The organism is Ornithinibacillus jepli, from assembly GCF_047228935.1.
In the GTDB taxonomy this organism is placed as follows: domain Bacteria; phylum Bacillota; class Bacilli; order Bacillales; family Amphibacillaceae; genus Ornithinibacillus.
On the sequence record NZ_JBFEGG010000003.1, the window covers coordinates 225,735 to 243,307 of the forward strand.

At 37.5% G+C, this 17,573-nt stretch carries 14 protein-coding genes; 10 read left to right on the plus strand and 4 right to left on the minus strand.

Annotated features, from left to right (window positions below):
* Nucleotides 1-6 precede the first annotated feature (6 nt).
* Genes AB1K81_RS12940 through AB1K81_RS12960 form a run of 5 tightly spaced genes read left to right on the plus strand, consistent with a single transcriptional unit; the run spans nucleotide 7 to nucleotide 5,058 of the window.
* Entirely contained in the window at nucleotides 7-804 is a 798-nt protein-coding gene (locus AB1K81_RS12940) for an enoyl-CoA hydratase/isomerase family protein (RefSeq protein ID WP_412977069.1), read from the plus strand.
* 14 nt (nucleotides 805-818) lie between these two features.
* On the plus strand, nucleotides 819-1,658 hold the full coding sequence (locus AB1K81_RS12945) for an SDR family NAD(P)-dependent oxidoreductase (protein WP_412977070.1): 840 nt from the start codon (nucleotides 819-821) through the stop codon (nucleotides 1,656-1,658).
* 17 nt (nucleotides 1,659-1,675) lie between these two features.
* A complete protein-coding gene (locus AB1K81_RS12950) occupies nucleotides 1,676-2,812 on the plus strand; it encodes a thiolase family protein (RefSeq protein ID WP_412977071.1) in 1,137 nt (378 codons plus the stop codon).
* A 13-nt stretch (nucleotides 2,813-2,825) separates the two neighbouring features.
* Entirely contained in the window at nucleotides 2,826-3,173 is a 348-nt protein-coding gene (locus tag AB1K81_RS12955) for an SCP2 sterol-binding domain-containing protein (RefSeq protein ID WP_412977072.1), read from the plus strand.
* A 49-nt stretch (nucleotides 3,174-3,222) separates the two neighbouring features.
* Nucleotides 3,223-5,058, plus strand: coding sequence for an AMP-dependent synthetase/ligase (locus AB1K81_RS12960; RefSeq protein ID WP_412977073.1), 1,836 nt, complete (start codon nucleotides 3,223-3,225; stop codon nucleotides 5,056-5,058).
* A gap of 135 nt (nucleotides 5,059-5,193) precedes the next feature.
* Here AB1K81_RS12960 and AB1K81_RS12965 read toward each other — a convergent pair whose 3' ends face one another.
* Complete coding sequence (locus AB1K81_RS12965; RefSeq protein ID WP_412977074.1) at nucleotides 5,194-6,684, minus strand: response regulator transcription factor; 1,491 nt, start codon at nucleotides 6,682-6,684, stop codon at nucleotides 5,194-5,196.
* Nucleotides 6,685-7,048: 364 nt separating this feature from the next.
* On the opposite strand from AB1K81_RS12965, the gene AB1K81_RS12970 reads away from it, so the two are divergent.
* From AB1K81_RS12970 to AB1K81_RS12980, 3 genes are read left to right on the plus strand one after another with little or no spacing between them, the layout of a single operon-like run.
* Nucleotides 7,049-7,657 (plus strand): DUF6230 family protein, encoded by a 609-nt coding sequence (locus AB1K81_RS12970; RefSeq protein WP_412977075.1) that lies wholly within the window; start codon nucleotides 7,049-7,051, stop codon nucleotides 7,655-7,657.
* A gap of 30 nt (nucleotides 7,658-7,687) precedes the next feature.
* A complete protein-coding gene (locus AB1K81_RS12975; protein ID WP_412977076.1) occupies nucleotides 7,688-8,161 on the plus strand; it encodes a DUF6114 domain-containing protein in 474 nt (157 codons plus the stop codon).
* A 31-nt stretch (nucleotides 8,162-8,192) separates the two neighbouring features.
* Complete coding sequence (locus AB1K81_RS12980) at nucleotides 8,193-9,869, plus strand: hypothetical protein (protein WP_412977077.1); 1,677 nt, start codon at nucleotides 8,193-8,195, stop codon at nucleotides 9,867-9,869.
* A gap of 417 nt (nucleotides 9,870-10,286) precedes the next feature.
* On the opposite strand, the gene AB1K81_RS12985 is transcribed toward AB1K81_RS12980, so the two are convergent.
* From AB1K81_RS12985 to AB1K81_RS12995, 3 genes are all read right to left on the minus strand, one after another.
* Complete coding sequence (locus AB1K81_RS12985; RefSeq protein ID WP_412977078.1) at nucleotides 10,287-12,350, minus strand: thioredoxin domain-containing protein; 2,064 nt, start codon at nucleotides 12,348-12,350, stop codon at nucleotides 10,287-10,289.
* A 148-nt stretch (nucleotides 12,351-12,498) separates the two neighbouring features.
* On the minus strand, nucleotides 12,499-14,964 hold the full coding sequence (locus AB1K81_RS12990) for a YhgE/Pip family protein (RefSeq protein WP_412977079.1): 2,466 nt from the start codon (nucleotides 14,962-14,964) through the stop codon (nucleotides 12,499-12,501).
* A 127-nt stretch (nucleotides 14,965-15,091) separates the two neighbouring features.
* On the minus strand, nucleotides 15,092-15,664 hold the full coding sequence (locus AB1K81_RS12995; RefSeq protein ID WP_412977080.1) for a TetR/AcrR family transcriptional regulator: 573 nt from the start codon (nucleotides 15,662-15,664) through the stop codon (nucleotides 15,092-15,094).
* A gap of 215 nt (nucleotides 15,665-15,879) precedes the next feature.
* On the opposite strand from AB1K81_RS12995, the gene AB1K81_RS13000 reads away from it, so the two are divergent.
* Nucleotides 15,880-16,446, plus strand: coding sequence for a sigma-70 family RNA polymerase sigma factor (locus AB1K81_RS13000; protein ID WP_412977081.1), 567 nt, complete (start codon nucleotides 15,880-15,882; stop codon nucleotides 16,444-16,446).
* On the plus strand, nucleotides 16,430-17,545 hold the full coding sequence (locus tag AB1K81_RS13005; RefSeq protein WP_412977082.1) for a DUF4179 domain-containing protein: 1,116 nt from the start codon (nucleotides 16,430-16,432) through the stop codon (nucleotides 17,543-17,545). Before AB1K81_RS13000 ends, AB1K81_RS13005 begins: the two co-directional genes overlap by 17 nt.
* The last annotated feature ends 28 nt before the right edge of the window (nucleotides 17,546-17,573 follow it).

Below are 17,573 nucleotides of genomic sequence, written 5' to 3' on the forward strand. Positions count from 1 at the left end.
ATAAAATTGTCCTATCACTTATTGGAAATAGAACGAAGAGATAAAGGTGTAACTTGGATTCATATCAATAATCCACCAGCGAATGCAATCGGTTATGAACTAATGCAGGAGCTTGAAGAAGCGGTGGGCGAATTGACTGATGATAAAGCAACTAGAGTGGTAGTCATTGCATCTAAACACCCTAAAATTTTCTTAGCTGGTGCGGATTTAAAAGGCATGATGATGACAAGTGGTGAAGCAGTCGAAGATGATAATTTTATAGAAAAAGAGAGTGCTAGAATGCAAGCATGCTTTCAACGTTTTGCTGAGATGCCAAAACCTGTGATAGCGGCCATTAATGGCTATGCACTAGGAGGAGGCTGTGAATTAGCTCTTGCATGTGACTTTCGGATAATGGGCAGTGGGAAAATTGGACTAACAGAAGTTTCACTTGGTCTAATACCTGGTGCGGGTGGAACCCAACGAATGACAAGAATTTTGGGTCGGGCAATGGCAATGGAGCTCATTTTCTTCGGTAAAAAGTTAGAAGCGAAAGAAGCGGAAGCACTTGGGCTAATCCATAGTGCAGTGCCAAGTGAGCAGTTTGAAGAAGTAGTGACGGCGTTTGCGGAGGAACTTGCTACAGGTGCTGTCCATGCAATGGGGCTAGCCAAAAGAGCAATTAATGCAACCGAAAAAGGGTTAGAGGAAGGGCTAAAAGTAGAAGCACAGGCTTTTGCTGATACGTTTCTATCAGATGAGCCAAGTATCGGGCTAGCAGCATTTTTTCAAAAACAAAAAGCGAACTTTCTAGAAGGTTACTAGTTGGAGGGGAAAATATGTCTTGGAATGAGTTATTAAAGGGAAAAGTTGCAGTGGTAACAGGTGCTTCTAGAGGATTAGGTCGTGCTGATGCATTGGCACTAGCAGAAGCAGGAGCAGATGTCGTCATCACGGATATTTTAATCGAATCAGATGAATCGAATGAGAAGGAAGCGGAAAAATACGGCCCGATGGCACAAATTATGCAAAGCACGAATGTCGTCTATGCCAATAAAACGGCCAACGAAATACTGAAAATGGGACGTCGATCATTCGCAATGAAGATGGATGTAACGGACCGTGCGCAAGTGGAGCAGGTATTTGCCAAAGTAAAGGAGGAGTTTGGCCGAATAGATATTCTCATTAATAATGCAGGGACATTAGATCATATTTCCCAAATTGAAGATCAAAATGATGATTATTGGGAACGGGATTTAAACGTAAATTTAACCGGGGCGTATAACTGTACGAAAGCCGTATGGCCGTACATGAAGGAACAAAAGTACGGAAAAATCATTAATATGGCATCTGTCGCAGGAACCCTCGGTGGTTTTGGGCAAGCAAGTTATTCAACCACTAAAGGTGGATTACTCAGCTTTACGAAAAGTATGGCATTAGAGGGAGCACGCTTTGGTATTAATGTGAATGCCATTGTACCAGGGATAATTGGGACAGAAGCATTTCATTTAGGAAACCCAAAAATGAACGAAAGAATGATTAACCGAACTGCCTTTAAACGACCTGGCGAGCCTGAGGATATTGCCAATGCGATCATATTTTTAGTTTCCGATAAAGCGAAGTATATTACTGGTGTTGGCTTAAATGTATCTGGTGGGATTGAGTTATTTACGTTCTAACTTAAGGAGGTGTAGAAATGCGTGAAGTCGTTATTGTAGATGCCATCCGAACTGCCGTTGGGAAGAAAAATGGTGCATTATCTGATGTCCACCCGGTTGATTTAGTAGTGCCGGTCTTAAGAGGTTTAGTGGAAAGGAATAACTTAGACCCGACATTAGTAGAGGATGTAGTTTGTGGCTGTGTCACGATGACAGAGGAGCAGGGTGGGAATATTGGGAGGATGGCAGTACTAGCTGCTGGTTTTCCTGTAGAGGTCCCAGCCTATTCGCTGAACAGGATGTGTGGCTCTAGTCAGCAAGCTATCCATAATGCAGCGCAAACAATTCTTGCTGGGGATAGTGAAATTGTTATAGCTTGTGGTGTGGAAAATATGAGTCGTGTTCAAATGGGTAGTGATTTAGGGGTTTTTAGTGAACAGTTAATGGATCGTTATAATATCGTTCCTCAAGGATTTTCCGCGGAAATGATTGCATCCCAGTGGGACCTAACGCGTGAGGAATTAGATGAATTTTCGTTATTGAGCCATAAGAAGGCAAGAGAGGCAACAGAACAAGGGCTATTTGAAAGAGAAATTATTCCCATCACGCTAGGTAATGGAGAAACATTTTTTAAAGATGAAGGAATCAGAACGAATACATCCATGGAGAAATTAGCTGAACTCACGCCTTCATTTAATCCAGATGGTGGCGTCGTGACTGCGGGAAATTCAAGCCAGATTAGTGACGGTGCTGCAGGCGTATTAATGATGACAAAGGATAAAGCCTTAAATCTTGGGTTAAAGCCTCGAGCAAGGATTGTTGCTAGAACGGTTGTTGGAGTAGACCCGGTTATGATGTTAACGGGAGTTATACCGGCTACTGAGAAAGTGTTACAAAAGACAGGACTTACTTTAGACCAAATCGATGCCATTGAGATAAATGAAGCTTTTGCCTCAGTTGTTAAGGCGTGGGAGAAGGAACTACAGCCTAACCTGTCGAAAGTAAATAGTAGAGGTGGAGCAATTGCGCTTGGTCATCCACTTGGAGCAAGTGGAGCAAGAATTTTAACCACGTTGTTGCATACATTAGAAGATATAGACGGAAAATTCGGGTTGCAAGTCATGTGTATCGGTTTTGGAATGGCAACTGCCACTATTATAGAGAATCTTTCATAAGGAGGATTTTTGTATGGACTTTGTTAAACCAAAAACAGCAGATGTGTTTGCTATGATTGATGCAGCATTGCATTATGACCCGAATGTAACGAATGGGAAGGAGGGAATATATCAATTTAATTTAACGGGAGACGATGGTGGGACATTCCAAATCATGATTGAGCCAGAAGCTGCTCTTGCAATTAAGGGTGAGGAAAAGAAGGCACATGTCGAGCTCACATTAAACTCGGATGATTTTAAAGATTTAGTTGCAGGTGCATTGAATCCGACTGCAGCATTTATGAGTGGAAAGTTAAAAATTAAAGGGAATATGGGGCTAGCATTGAAACTACAAACCGTACTAAATTCATTTTCTTTTTGATATTACGAAGAAGTATCGAGAGTTAAGAACGATACAAGGAGGTTTTTGAATGAACCCTAGTAATCTAGTAGAAATGCTTTATCAGACGGTTACCAAACATTCGGATAAAGATGTCTATATGTGGAAAGAAAATGGCATTTATCAACATATGACTTATAGGGTGTTTTGGGAAAAAATTTATCATGCAGCTTCAGGATTTAAGGCATTAGGAATTGAACCAGGAGACAAAGTTGCCATACTTTCTAATAGTAACCCGATGTGGGGAATTACCGATTTTGCCCTAGCAAGTATCGAGGCAATTAGTGTACCGGTTTACCCAACATTACCGCCAGATCAGGTTGCCTATATATTAGAGAATTCAGATGCACGAGCAGTTGTAGTCGAAAATGAGGAACAGAGGCAAAAGGTTATTGCCGGTGGCGTACAACTAGACTATGTCATTACGATTTATCCAGAAGCAGAGTTCTCAGTAGGTGGCGAGCTTTCGTTCGAAAATTTTGAAGGAATTGGAAAAGAAAACTTGATTCCTGACTGGGAAGAAATTTGGAAGCAAATTAGTAAGGATCAGCTTGCAACAATTATTTATACATCTGGTACAACTGGTAAACCAAAAGGCACGATGCTCACTCACGGAAACTTTTTATCTAATGTAGAAGCAGTGAAGTTTTGGTTTATTGAGCTGCTTCCTGAAGATTTAGCTCTCTCGTATTTGCCTTTGTCCCACGTTTTTGAACGAATGGCAGGACATTATACTTTACTCTCAGTTGGAACAACAATTGCTTATGCCGAAAGTATTGAAACAATACAAGATAATTTAGTCGAAGTCAAACCAACGATTATGACAAGTGTTCCACGTTTATTTGAGAAGGTATATGCAAAAGTACTGGATGAAATAAACGGTGGATCTGCCTTGAAGAAGAAGATATTCAATTGGGCTGTTGAAGTGGGAAAGGAACGGTATGATTTGTATTTAAATTCTTCTGTTCAGGATCTAGCTTTAGGTGAATCAATGCCAAGAAGCTTTGCTAGAAAATGGCAATTAGCGGACCGTCTAGTTTACCGAAAAGTAAAAGAAAAGCTCGGAGGTCGTCTTCGTGGTTTAGTATCCGGTGGCGGTACATTAAATCCAGATATAGCACGTTTCTTTTGGGCGCTTGATATGCCAATACTTGAAGGGTATGGACTTACAGAAACATCCCCAGTTATTACGTTAAATCCAATGCTCCGTTCTAAAGTAGGTACAGTCGGTAAAGTATTACCAAATTTAGAAGTAAAGCTTGCGGAAGATGGAGAAGTACTAGTAAAAGGACCAAGTGTCATGAAGGGTTACTATAAAAACGACGCTGCCACAGTGGAAACCTTTGAAGGCGAGTGGTTTAAGACTGGAGATATTGGTGAGTGGTCAGAGGATAACTATTTAAAGATCATTGATCGTAAAAAAAGGATTCTCGTTCTATCAACTGGAAAAAATGTTGCTCCTCAACCAATTGAAAACGCTATCAATGAGAGCCCATATATTGAGCAATCGTTAATAGTTGGTGATAATCGAAAGTTTATAATGTGTCTAATTAACCCTGATTATGAAAATCTGCTACCATGGGCAAAGAAAAATGGTGCGCGATCTGAATCATTAGAGGAAATTTGCCGTTATAAAATAGTAAAAGACTTGCTACAGAAAGAAGTTATGGAACGAACGAAGCGATTTGCTAAATTTGAACAACCGAAGAAGATTGTTATTGTTAGTGATCCTTGGACAGTCAATGGTGGGGAGCTAACACCAAAGATGTCGCTTAGGATTAATGTGATCCAGGAAAAATATAAGGATTTGATAGAGGAAAGTTACCAGGAGGCGGAATTGGCTAAGGTGGAGGTAGTGGGTAATTAATTTGTTCGTTTAATAGCATCAACCATTTTGCACGACTTTCAACCGTTCTTGCGAAATCATCAACTATTTTATAAAAACATCAACGGTTTTTACGAAATATCAACCAAAATAAGGAGCTCCTAGAAGCTCCTTATTTCATTCTATCAGCCCTTCTCGTAATGCACGAGCGACTGCTTCCGTTCGGTTTCTAGCATCCATTTTTTGCATAATCGCAGAGACGTAGTCGCGAACCGTATATTCACTTAAATTTAAGAAACTGGCAGCTTCGGTTGTAGAGTATCCCTCAGCCATTAAATGTAAAACTTCAATTTCTCTTGGTGTGAGGTTAATTTCCTCAGTAGGTGGTTTTTCTTCTTGAGATGAAAATTTAGCTAGAATCTCTCCTGCGCTTTGTCCAAACTTGATTAATGCAGTAAAGGTTTCTTGGCCGACTTTAAAGTATTTACTGGGGCCTTGGTCAAGTATAGCAGCACCTAATAGCTTATTGTTGGAAGCTAAAAAGATAGGTGCAATGATGACAGAGCGTAAATTAAATTGTTTTATATAATGGCTTGGAAATCCTACTTCGGCATTTTTTATGTAAATTGGTTGAAGGTAGTCTAGACTTTTTCCGAATAGTTCTAGAATCTGGAGATTGTTTTGGATGATTGGTAAATTACTAATATCTTCGGTAATGTTTTGAATCGCACTATTATCTAAGTGATGCCCAAATAAACCAATGCCCATCTGTTTATCCATGGAGTAAGAGAATAGTGCACATCTTTCAAATGGTAAATAGTTTACAAACCCGGCAGTAATGTTTTCCACTGCTTCAGGATAATTACGGGAGCGAAGGATAGTTTCATTAAACATAATCACAGAGTCTTTCCATTGTTGATCTTGTTTTGTCACACTAAACGATTCTTTCCCATTTTGGAAAACTTGTAACGCATAGGAAACAAACGGTACGACATGGGTACCGTCCTCTTTTTGGACACAAATAAGAATGGTAATATCCTCATATGGTACAGGGAAAACCGTATATTTAAGTCTTTCCTCAGCTGACATTTGGTCAAGCAAAAGTTCAGATAAACCGTAAATCGTATTTGATTTTACATGGTCATTACCATGCAGTAAATCCGGGCTTAAATGATTAAACCACTTCTCAGCAACAAATTGGTGATTTCGTTTTACGGCAATAGCAGTCCAAATAATTGGCAATTGATTTGATGAAACTAGATTTTGTAGGAAAGAATCAATGGCAAAATATTGCTGGTATGGTTGAGCAAGTACTTCCTCACTCAATTTGATAAAGACATATTGGATTGCTTGATGATGTTTGTGAGAAAACTCCTCATTCTGTTGAATTACTTTATGAACCGCATTTTCTAATAATGTAATAATAAATTTATTTGTTTGGAATGAAACTGTTAATGATTTTGTTTTGTTTTTTTCTGGAGAGGAAAAGAGTCTCTTTGAAAAATAGTGAATAGTCTCTTCAATGTTTTTCGGTAATCTGTCTCTAGATAGATTAAGCCTTGCAGTAACTGTATTCCACTCCTCAATAATTTCTTCTTTATGATTTTGGATTAATGTTAAACCATTTTTAAAAATATTATTCATTTGTTCTTGTAATGTATAGGACATTTTATTCACTCCTTTCCCTTATAAGTATTCGTTAATATTGCGTTTTATCCTATATATATATAGTTGTCTGTATTATAATGATTCGGTGTATTTACTCATTTTAAGGGTATTTACGAGTAAAATAGGTTGAATATTGTGAAAGAACGGGTATAAATACTTTTATTCATATATAAATTGCCTATGATTGTAGGGTACTAAATCTAAAAATTCTGAATTAAAATAAAAGCAATAAAAACTTCAATCGCTATTTTTTTGAGATGTATTGTAAGCGTTATCAGGTTGGCCGGGGAGGTGTTCATAAGGGACGAAGCTTTTCTGTTTGGAATTTCTAGATTGCTATAAATGAAAAAATGAGGTGAATTTTTTGAAAAGGGAAGAAAAAATTGTAGTTGGAAAAACGAAGAAAAAGAGGTTTTTGATTGCTTTGGTGTCAGGATTTTTAGCATTCGGTGGATTGATAGCGGGATTTGGATTTACTGGAACGGCATTTGCTTTACCTTTGGGTGGAATAGGGGATTTCTATGTTGAGTTCGATGAATTAAATGGAACAGAGTTTCAATTATTACCGCATGTAGGGGAGACAGGAAATTCAAATGCAGAGCCAATGGTCCGGAATAAGATGGATAAAGTGGTTATAACGAACTTGCATATATATAAAGACTTAGAACTGCCAGGGATCGGGTGGGTAAGATTCCATATTCATTCAACAGGACCCACGAATATTACAGGATTGATCCATGATGCAAGACTAATTGAAGCAGATTTAAGCTTTGATAATTTGGAAATTGAGGAAAAGAACACAGCAGAATTCTCGAAAAACTGGTCACAAAATGCATTAACAATCAATATTAAAGATGCAAAAATCGTAACGGATTACTTATTCCAAACCGTAGTTAGTCTAGAAGGGGCAAAAATATCTGCTGAACGAATTGAAGGGCCAGATATGACAACATTTCCTAGTAGTGAAAAGTAATCCTCAGGGCTTAAGAGGAAGGGGATAGCGATGAGCCGAAAAGAAAAAAAGGAGCTTAAAAAACAGGAGAAACAAGAGAAAAAGTTCGCAAAAGTAATAGAGGGAAGCAAATTTAAGCAGTGGAGAAGTAGACGACCATTTTGGGGGGCAACATTAACGATACTTGCTGGTCTTATGATACTTTACATTCCATTACAGCTATATGCAATAGCATTTATTCCAGGTAGCTTAGTATTTGTTGGTTTTATTTTTGGCGGACTAGTATTGATTATTGGAATTTGTGAATTTCTCTACCCACAGCTTTCTACTTTCTTTGGGATAGCCACGATTTTTTTATCGGTATTATCGATAATGGGAGCATTAGGTGGATTTTTAATCGGTACGCTCATCGGAATAGTTGCCGGTGCTATGAACATTGCTTGGGATAAGGAAGAGATAGATTTGGATACGTGGGAAAGAAATAGGAAGCAAGAAAAAGCGGCTGAAGTATATGAAGCTGTTTAGAGGAGAGCTTTCAGTAGCAAGGAGAATTCAAATGAAAATAAAACGGAAGCATAGGAAAGTTTTTTATTTCAGTTTGATTCCCCTATTATTGGTTAGTCTTGTTTTTTCACCAATTAGCCAAGTTTTTGCTAATAATAAAGGGAGTGCAGTAGAAAATAGTGGTGGCTTTATTATTGAATCTGCTAAAGTAGACGGTTCAATGGATTTAGTTGGTGCATTAACAGGAAATATTACCATTTGGGAAGGAGAAATACACGGTCTGACCATAGTGAAAGTGTTAGAGCGTGGAGAAGGTCATGAACCACTGGTAGTTAAAATTACAGCACCAGGACCGATTCCAGTTAAGAACTTAAATGCTCAAACGGTTAATAATGAGTTACCAAACATTGGAGGATTATGTGAGCCAGGTCAATTAGGCTGGGTTTGTATGGAAAATGTCGTGATGAATGTTGAGGAGCAATTTGTCGAAAATATCTCATTAGCAAATGCTAGTATTCATACGTGTTATCTCAGTGAATGTGGCTCACTTCCAGAATATAATCCTCTACTTAGTATTGAGGAACTAGAAGAACTTCTACATGGCAAAGATGATGAAGGAAAGCTTGAAGAGATAATAGAGCTAATTGAAGAACAGGAAGTAAATTTAGAACGATTAAAAAAACTATTAGCAGGTACCGCAGATATCTTGAATGAGTTAGTAAATCAAGATTATGTTGGGAAGTTGGAGGAGCTTTTGGTAGAAATAGAAGATTCGATCACTAGTAAACTTGGTCTTGATAAAATCCTTCCAGACTATAACAATCTAACTGCTGCGTTAGATTATGTGGAAACCAAATTGGCAACTTCAATAGACTCATTAGCAGATAGCGAAATCGTCATAAAAGAAATGGAAGCTTCCATACCAAAGATTGAGGAAAAATTAACAGATTACGAAAATCAGAATAAAGAACAGATAAAATTGGAGAAGCAATTTGGTGTTTTTTCACAGATAATCCAGCTTGCTGAGCGGCAAAAAGAAGGAGAAGAGATTGCATATGAGTTAGCAGTTCTAAAAGAGTCAAATGAAAATGAAGAAAGCATCAATGGATTAAAATCAAGCCTTAATGTACTGAAAGAACGACTGGATGATCAGAAGGAAATTTTTGAAAAGCTGAGTAGTGATGCTGAGGAATTAGAAGTTGAGGAGCAGAATCTTATTGAAGAGGCAAATCGATTAAAAACGTTGCTAGAACAGCTTGGTCTAAATGAAGATACTGAGGATGGTATGTTGGATACAGTACAGGACGAAATATTAGATCCAGTACTAGATCCGGTGCAAGAAAATGTTCTTGACCCAGTACAGGAAGATGTTTTAAATCCGATATTGGATAACGTAGAAGAAAATATATTGAATCCTGTAAAAGAAAAGGTAGTAGCCCCGATAAAAGAGGAAGTGTTAGACCCAATACTTGACCCAGTAACAGGAAAACTTATTGATCCAGTTACTGGGCAGGTGATTGTTTTAGTGTTAGACCCTGTTACGAATGAATTATTAGATCCAATTACGGAAGAAGTAATTGAACCGATAGTGATGCCGTTAACTGGTAGGATAGTTCACCCAGAAACAGGCGAGGTCGTGAAACACGTATTAGATCCGGTTACCGGTGAACTATTAGATCCAAAGACAGATGGCTTATTGAAGAAGATACTAGGGATACTACTTCCTTAAGTTAATGAAAGAGGTTGGGACATAACAAAATTGTACAAAAGTAAAGCCGAATGATTCACCATACTAGCACCGGAAATATACGGAGACTCCAGCGGGAGGAAAGGCATCGGTGAGACCCCGAGTATGCACCTGCGTCTGCTAGTAATGCTACGCAGCAGGTTTCCTCGGTGCAAGGCTACAGAGAAGATTATTCAAGTAGCAGCCTGGCTCACCAGCCGCCCTCGGCAAAGAAGACACAGCGAGGTTCTTTCGAGCTGATGTCGCACTTGTACTGTGAGGTGCAAAGAAGACACAGCGAGGTCTTTTCGAGCAGATGTCGCACTTGTGCTGGAAGTGAAAGCGCAGTATATTTCCGGTGCGTCGTAGGTGCACTACATTCGGTTATTCGTTTGACTAAAAAACTTTTGTCTCAGCCTCTTATTTTATCCTTAAAATATTTGCAAGTGCTGTATCTACATCCGTTGTAGGCTGCTGGCAAGCAAAATTTTCACATACATAAATAGTTGTTTGACCATCGATTATTTTATAGTCCACTACAAATGGGGCAACATTCTTTAACTGCTCTGGGCTGTTGGCGACTAATAATGCGATGTCCGGTATAAAACTATTCTGCAACTTATTTAATACTTCAGCCTTGGAAGGCTCAGATTGCCCGAGGACTACCACTTCTTTTGTCGGGTTCTCTGTCAGCAGGATACTTTGAAGAAAGAACACGCCTGCAGATGCTTGTTTATTCATATCTTCATAAAAAGTGGCGTACATTTCTTCTACTTTATCTAAATATCGAGTTTCACCAGTTAAGTTAGCCATCTGAACAAGTACATAGGCTGCAATACTATTTCCAGACGGTGTTGCCCCGTCATAAATTTCTTTGTCATTTGATATTAGCCGTTCATTATTTTTACCACTGAAGAAGAATCCACCATGTTCCTCGTCGCCAAACAATTCTATCATCGCTTCCAGTTGATCTTTTGCTTTGGACAAGTATTCTAAATTAAATTCTGCTTGATACAACTCCAAATAAGACCAGACTAAATAGGCATAGTCGTCGAGATAAGCATCATATTTGGTCTCTCCATCACGATAACGTGCCATGAGTGTTCCATCTTTAACAAGTTTCTCCTCAACAAAAGCTATCGCTTTTTGAGCCATTGATAGATAGTCCTTGTTATGAAAAACTTTACTAGCTTTAGCTAAACCAGCAATCATCATTGCATTCCATGAGGTCAATACTTTATCGTCTACATGTGGATAGACTCGTTTCTCTCGTTCGGTGAGAAGCTTTTGTCTTGCTTCGTCCAATTGAACCTCTAGTTCTTCTATGGTTAAATCGAATTCATCAGCAACACTTTCTAAACTCGAGCGAATGAGATTAGGAATATTCTTCCCTTCAAAGTTACCATAAGGGGTGATACCGTAAGCCGTCGTGTAAATATCACCAAGTTCTTCTCCTAAAATATCAAAAATCTCTTCATCTTCCCAAACATAATATTTCCCCTCAACACCCTCTGAATCGGCATCAATTGCAGAATAAAAAGCACCTTCCTCACTCATCATTTCACGCTTCACAAATTCAATAATCTGCACAGCAATCTTTTTATAGAAAGGGTTCTTTGTTACTTGATAACATTCTGTATATGCAATTAGTAATAGGGCGTTATCGTATAGCATTTTTTCAAAATGGGGAATTAACCATTTTTCGTCGGTTGAATATCTAGCAAAACCAAAGCCTATATGATCCCAGATTCCACCAGCAGCCATGTTTTGTAATGTGCTTTCCACCATTTTTAGGGCAGCTGTTTTCCCAGTAAAATGATAATAACGTAGTAAAAACATAACATTCTGAGGCTGTGGAAACTTCGGTGCTTCCCAAAAACCGCCATAGGTAAAATCATAGCCCCGTCCCAACTGCTGGAAAGCTTGATCGGTTATTTCCTTTGTTAATCGGTGCGTGCTTTTTTGACGTGTCGTACTGTCTAAAGCTTGCTTCACACTATCCGTTACTTCTGAAATGTGCTCCGGGTCAGTACTATATTTAATATGCAGTTGTTCCAAAGCTTCTACCAAGCCAGGTCTTCCGTATTTACTTTCTTTTGGAAAATATGTACCCGCGTAAAATGGGATCTTATCTGGTGTCATAAAAATAGTAAGTGGCCACCCACCATGACCAGCCATCATTTGACAAACTTTCATATAGATTGAATCTACATCAGGACGCTCCTCACGATCGACCTTAATGGAGATATAGTGCTCGTTTAACATGTTAGCAACTTCTTCATCCTCGAATGATTCGTGAGCCATAACATGGCACCAATGACAAGTGCTGTAGCCGATAGAGAGGAAGATTGGTTTGTTTTCTTGTTTTGCTTTTACAAACGCTTCTTCTCCCCAAGGATACCAGTTGACTGGGTTGTAGGCGTGCTGGAGCAGGTATGGTGATTTTTCTTCGCTTAATTTATTCGGAATTTGTTTAGATGTCATTCGTATCACCTTCTTTAATATTATCCTTATACTTTACCATAAGTATCCTATTATACTTGATAAGAAATGCAATCTAAGGAAAGCGCTGTATTAATGAAATATAAAGAAACGCATGAATAAGGCAAAAGCCATTATCCATGCGTATATATTATGCAATAACTTGTTCTGTTACTTCTGATTTCGAGCTAAATTGTTTCTTATGCTGCCAAACAAAATAGCAAGCAGTAATGATAATAGCAGCGATAATATAGAGAAATAGAATACCAACATTATGCCACATAAATCCATAATCACCACTGGAAATTATCGCTTTAAATCCTTGAACGGAATATGTCATCGGTAATAAAGGATTAAACCATTGTACGGCTTTTGGAATAACTTCTAGTGGAAATGTTCCTGCACTACTTGTTAACTGTAAAATTAAAATGATGATCGCTACAAATCGCCCAGGGTTATTCCCGACTGTTACTAAAAGTTGAATTAATGTAACAAATGTTAGACTCGTAATAATTGAAAATAGGAAGAACAATGGAATATTTTGAACATGAATATTTAAACCATATAAAATGAGTAAATCGGTAAGAACTGCTTGGATTATCCCGACCGTTGCCATAACACTAAACTTACTCATAAACCAGCTTAATCCTGATTTTGGAATACCGGCTGTGTCTTTTAATGGGAAAATAATCGTAAGTAGTAATGCCCCAACAAATAACCCTAATGAAATAAAGTAAGGTGCAAATCCTGTACCATAGTTGTCTACTTTATTGACATGATGGATATCTAATGAAACAGGACTAGCCATCATATCATACGTTTCTTCATTGACATCAAGATCTCCAACTTGTTCTGAAGCGTCATGAAGTTTGGTATAAAGTTCAGTTGAACCACTTTGTAGTTCGGACGTTCCATCAGCAAGCTTAACTGATCCTTCTGTTAATTGCTCTGTACCATCGCTAAATTGTGATGCACCGTCAATTAACTGATTCATACCGTAAAGCAATTGACTAGAACCATCATCAAGTTGGACAGCTCCGGTTTCGGCATCCGCTAGCTTTTTGGTGAATAACGCCATATTATCAGACCATTCTTTTTCACCTTCACTTAAACGAATCGCTCCAGATTGTAACTGGCTTAAACCAGTTGCTAATTGATGAATGCCTTCTTGAACATTGGATTGTCCTTGTTGTACGGTAGATAATCCGCCAGTAAGCTCATCAAATACTGGATTCACGGCATCAGCAATTTGTTTTTTTATGTTGCTTGCAGTAAGCTGTTCGCTAAGGCTATTTTGGTATTGATTAAAACCATCATCAATATTATTAATGGACTTATCAACGCCAGCTTGAATTCCAGTTGCAAAGCTTGGCTTTAAGGATTGATAAAGCTGATTTTCTACTTCTTGTTTTGATGGCGCGTTCTTTGCAAAATCTGCTAATATAGCATCCTTTTCTGCCACTCCATAAGTAGTCAGCAACTGGTCTAATTGTTCGATTTGCGCTTGTTCGCTTTCAATCATGTTTTCTGCAATTTGTTCAGCAGCACCGTTAGATAATTGTTCTGTTAATTGTGGAGCAAGTTGTTCATTTAACCCTTCATTAATTGTAGCGTTTAATTGATCAATACCAGTATTCATTTCTTCAGAACCACCAGCTAGCTGCTCACTTATATTAGCAGCAAGTTCTTTCGGTAGGGAAGTTTGAAACTGCTTTAGACCATCATATACTTTCGTAGTTCCAGCAAGTAAACTAGGAATTTTCTCATCCAATGAATTGATGCCATTTGCTGCTTCTGATATACCAGAAGTAAGGGTGTCAGTTCCGTTATGAATTTCTTCTGTCCCATTTAACAGTTTTCCACCTGCATCAGCTAATTGACCTAAACCGGTTGCCAGTTCTTTTGAACCAATAGCAAGTTCGCTAGTTCCAGATTGTGCTGTACTAAGCCCGTTTTGAAAATCAATTGATTTTGAAGCTAACAATTGTAGATTCTCTTTTAACTCTACAGAACCTTCGTGTATATCCACAGTTCCATTTGCTAATTGTTCAGAACCATCACTAGCTTGTTTTAAACCATCTCCCATATTTGAGATAGTAGTAAAAATTGTTTCAGCATATGTTTTAGAAACTTCACTAGCCATCGTTGCTTGAATTTTACTAACTGCTGTTTCTCCAATTTGGCTAGCTAGAAAATTATAGCTGTCATTTGGAAAATATTTTAGTTGAAGCTTGTTTGGATGTTCTTTTAGTAATGTTGTTGCGTTTTCTGAGAAATTGTTAGGAATTTCAATAATCATATAATAGGTAAGATCATCTAATCCTTGTTGAGCTTCTTTTTCTGAAATGAAATGGAAATTAAAGGCATTACTTTCCTTCAAATTCTCCACTAAGTCATCCCCGATATGCAAACTTTTCCCTTCGAATACAGCGCCTTCATCAAGATTGACTACTGCTACAGGAAGTTCATCCATTTTCGCGTAAGGATCTAGGAAAGACCATAGAAACATAACGGCGTATATTAAGGGAATAAATAAAATCGCGATTATCGGAATAAGAAGTTTTTTATCCTTACTAATTCGTTGTAATTCTCTTCCGAATAATTTCATACCATTCATAACTTTTTACCTCCTGTTAAAAATAATGACCATATTGGTCAATTGGTCATGAAAAGGAAAAATAAGAGGACTATCACAATGTGACAATCCATCATGTTTAAATCCGATTAAAATGAGAAGTTTTTCGCTATTTTTTGGATAAGCCTTCGAATATATACAACTTAAGCATCTTGGCAATTTCATCTTTAGAAAGAGAAGGGTTATTTCGTTCCCAGTCAAAGATCAATGCAATATACATTTTCAAAATGATAAATGCTGTAATCTTTGGATCACACGGATGAATGTACTCTTTTTCAATAGCTTCTTCAATAATATGACCAATGTAATTCACTATTGCATCTTCGAAGAACTTTAAGGCATCCACAACTTCTGGTGTTCCAAATTTACCTTCCTCAAACAGCTTAATTGCAAGTTGATGCTCTAAACGAAACTCGAGCATTTTATATATTGCTCGATGTACATATTCTTGAAAGGTAAGATTTTCTTCAAACGTTTCTTCCGCTGCTTTCTTCATTTCCTGAATCAAGTCTTCCATTATGAATTGAAGAAGCTCTTCTTTGTTTTTGAAAAATGTATAAATCGTTCCTTTGCCAACATTCGCTAGCTTTGCAATCTGCTCCATTGTTGTTGCCTTATAGCCGAATAAAGCAAAGGATTTTTCTGCAGCTATTACGATTTTCTTCTTCCGATCGATTTCCACCTTATCACCACCTGGGTTGACCAAATGAACATTTCGGTCATTAAGTACAAGTTAATAGTAATACTACTAGGTTTGGAAGTCAAGTTAATATCTTATATAAGTTTCCTAATTAAGAGAAAAAATAGTTTGGAAAATCCTCCGAAAATTTGAGAACATTTAGAAAAGATGACGATGTATATATTGTAAGGGCCTTTATTAACAAAGGAGTTAAAAAGATGAAAATTACTAATGAAAATTTTATTAAACAGTTTAAAAGAGGAAAAGAAGCTGCCTTAGAATATGTGATTGACACCTATATTGGTATCGTAAAAGCAGTAGTATATAAAAACTTTAAGATAAGCAAGGATCAGCATTTAATAGAAGAATGTATTAGTGATACGTTTCTAGGAGCTTTTGAAAATGCTAGACAATTTAAGGGGGAGACAGAGGATTTTCAAAAATGGCTTTGTACGATTGCTAAATTTAAAACGATAGATAAAGTGAGAAAAATCTCTCGGGTTCCGCTTACTTCAGAAATTAATGAAGAGGATTCCACTGTTCACTCGGCTGAAGAAGAGTTTCTATCAAAAGAGACTATTGTAGAACTATTAAAGCTAATGAGCGAATTAGAACAAATAGACCGCGATATTTTTACGATGAAATATTTTCTCGATAAGAGTAATCAGGATATCGCCGATTATTTAGGGTTATCTAAGGCTGCTGTTGATAATCGGTTGTATCGTGGGAAAAAGAAATTAAGAGATTTTGGCATAGGGGGTAAGTTTCATGAAAAAACTGTATAGCCAATTTAATAGAATTGCAATAGATGAAAGTATTGAATCGATGCAGGTAAGTGAACAGGAAATAGAACGGATTAAGCAGAGAGTATTAAAGCAAAAGAAATGTCAATTACCAAGAGGATTATCTGTTGCAGTGATTTCAATAGTAATGGTAATTTTAGCTGGTACTATAACAGGTATCACGAACCCGGCTTTTGCTGCTAATTTACCAATTATCGGCAACATATTTGAGTTATTTAAGGATAATGAGGAAGAATATATTTTTGATAATTATCAGGATTATGCTAGCCAAGTAGGTATTACTCAGGAAAGTAATGGTGTAAGCATGACGATAACAGATGTAGTTTATGATAAAGAAAATATTACGATTGGTTATACATTGGAAACAAAACATGATTTAGGTGAGGATCCATTTATGGAGGGAGATTGGGAGTTAAAAACCTTAACGAAAGACAATCATCTTCTAAATTATCATGGTTCAACCGGCGCAAGCCAACTGATAGAACAGATCGATGAACATACGTATGCAGGAATCTATATGATTCAATTAAAAGCAGGTGACCATCCTGATAAAATAAAACTCAATTGGAATAAACATAAGATTGGCTCTTTTGATAGGGATAATCCACCTTATTCCATGGTAAATCCAGTAGAAGGAAGCTGGAATTTTGAACTAACATTAAAAGCGATTGAAAGGGAAGTACAAAAATTTGATGATCTAGTCAGTAGTAGTGAGGGACTAGAAGTTAGACTGAAAAGTATTTCTAAATCACCAATTACGACCAGCTTTCATTTTACGGAAATAGTAGAAGCAAATTATCGAAATGAAGACTGGGCATCGGTATTCATTAACTATAAAGTTACAGATGATTTAGGAAATGAATACACGGTTGTCTGGAATGGAGCACAAGGAACTAATCCATACGTGATGACATCACGATCTGTTACAACAGCAATTAATAAAGAAGCAAGTTCTTTAATTATTACACCAATTGCAGAAATATATAAAATGAAGGATTCAGATGCATCAAATGGGGAAATGGAGATTGTGAAAGGCCCGTTTCATTTAGATCCGATAGTGGTTCCGTTGGAGAAAGAGTAACGAGTTTATATAAGAAGGATAATAAGGA

What these genes read in the sequence shown, in the direction of transcription:
- AB1K81_RS12945 (WP_412977070.1), top strand. Translation starts at nt 819, where the DNA reads ATGTCTTGGAATGAGTTATTAAAGGGAAAAGTTGCAGTGGTAACAGGT.
- AB1K81_RS12950 (WP_412977071.1), top strand. Translation starts at nt 1,676, where the DNA reads ATGCGTGAAGTCGTTATTGTAGATGCCATCCGAACTGCCGTTGGGAAG.
- AB1K81_RS12955 (WP_412977072.1), top strand. Translation starts at nt 2,826, where the DNA reads ATGGACTTTGTTAAACCAAAAACAGCAGATGTGTTTGCTATGATTGAT.
- AB1K81_RS12960 (WP_412977073.1), top strand. Translation starts at nt 3,223, where the DNA reads ATGAACCCTAGTAATCTAGTAGAAATGCTTTATCAGACGGTTACCAAA.
- AB1K81_RS12965 (WP_412977074.1), bottom strand. Translation starts at nt 6,684, where the DNA reads ATGTCCTATACATTACAAGAACAAATGAATAATATTTTTAAAAATGGT.
- AB1K81_RS12975 (WP_412977076.1), top strand. Translation starts at nt 7,688, where the DNA reads ATGAGCCGAAAAGAAAAAAAGGAGCTTAAAAAACAGGAGAAACAAGAG.
- AB1K81_RS12980 (WP_412977077.1), top strand. Translation starts at nt 8,193, where the DNA reads ATGAAAATAAAACGGAAGCATAGGAAAGTTTTTTATTTCAGTTTGATT.
- AB1K81_RS12985 (WP_412977078.1), bottom strand. Translation starts at nt 12,350, where the DNA reads ATGACATCTAAACAAATTCCGAATAAATTAAGCGAAGAAAAATCACCA.
- AB1K81_RS12990 (WP_412977079.1), bottom strand. Translation starts at nt 14,964, where the DNA reads ATGAATGGTATGAAATTATTCGGAAGAGAATTACAACGAATTAGTAAG.
- AB1K81_RS13000 (WP_412977081.1), top strand. Translation starts at nt 15,880, where the DNA reads ATGAAAATTACTAATGAAAATTTTATTAAACAGTTTAAAAGAGGAAAA.
- AB1K81_RS13005 (WP_412977082.1), top strand. Translation starts at nt 16,430, where the DNA reads ATGAAAAAACTGTATAGCCAATTTAATAGAATTGCAATAGATGAAAGT.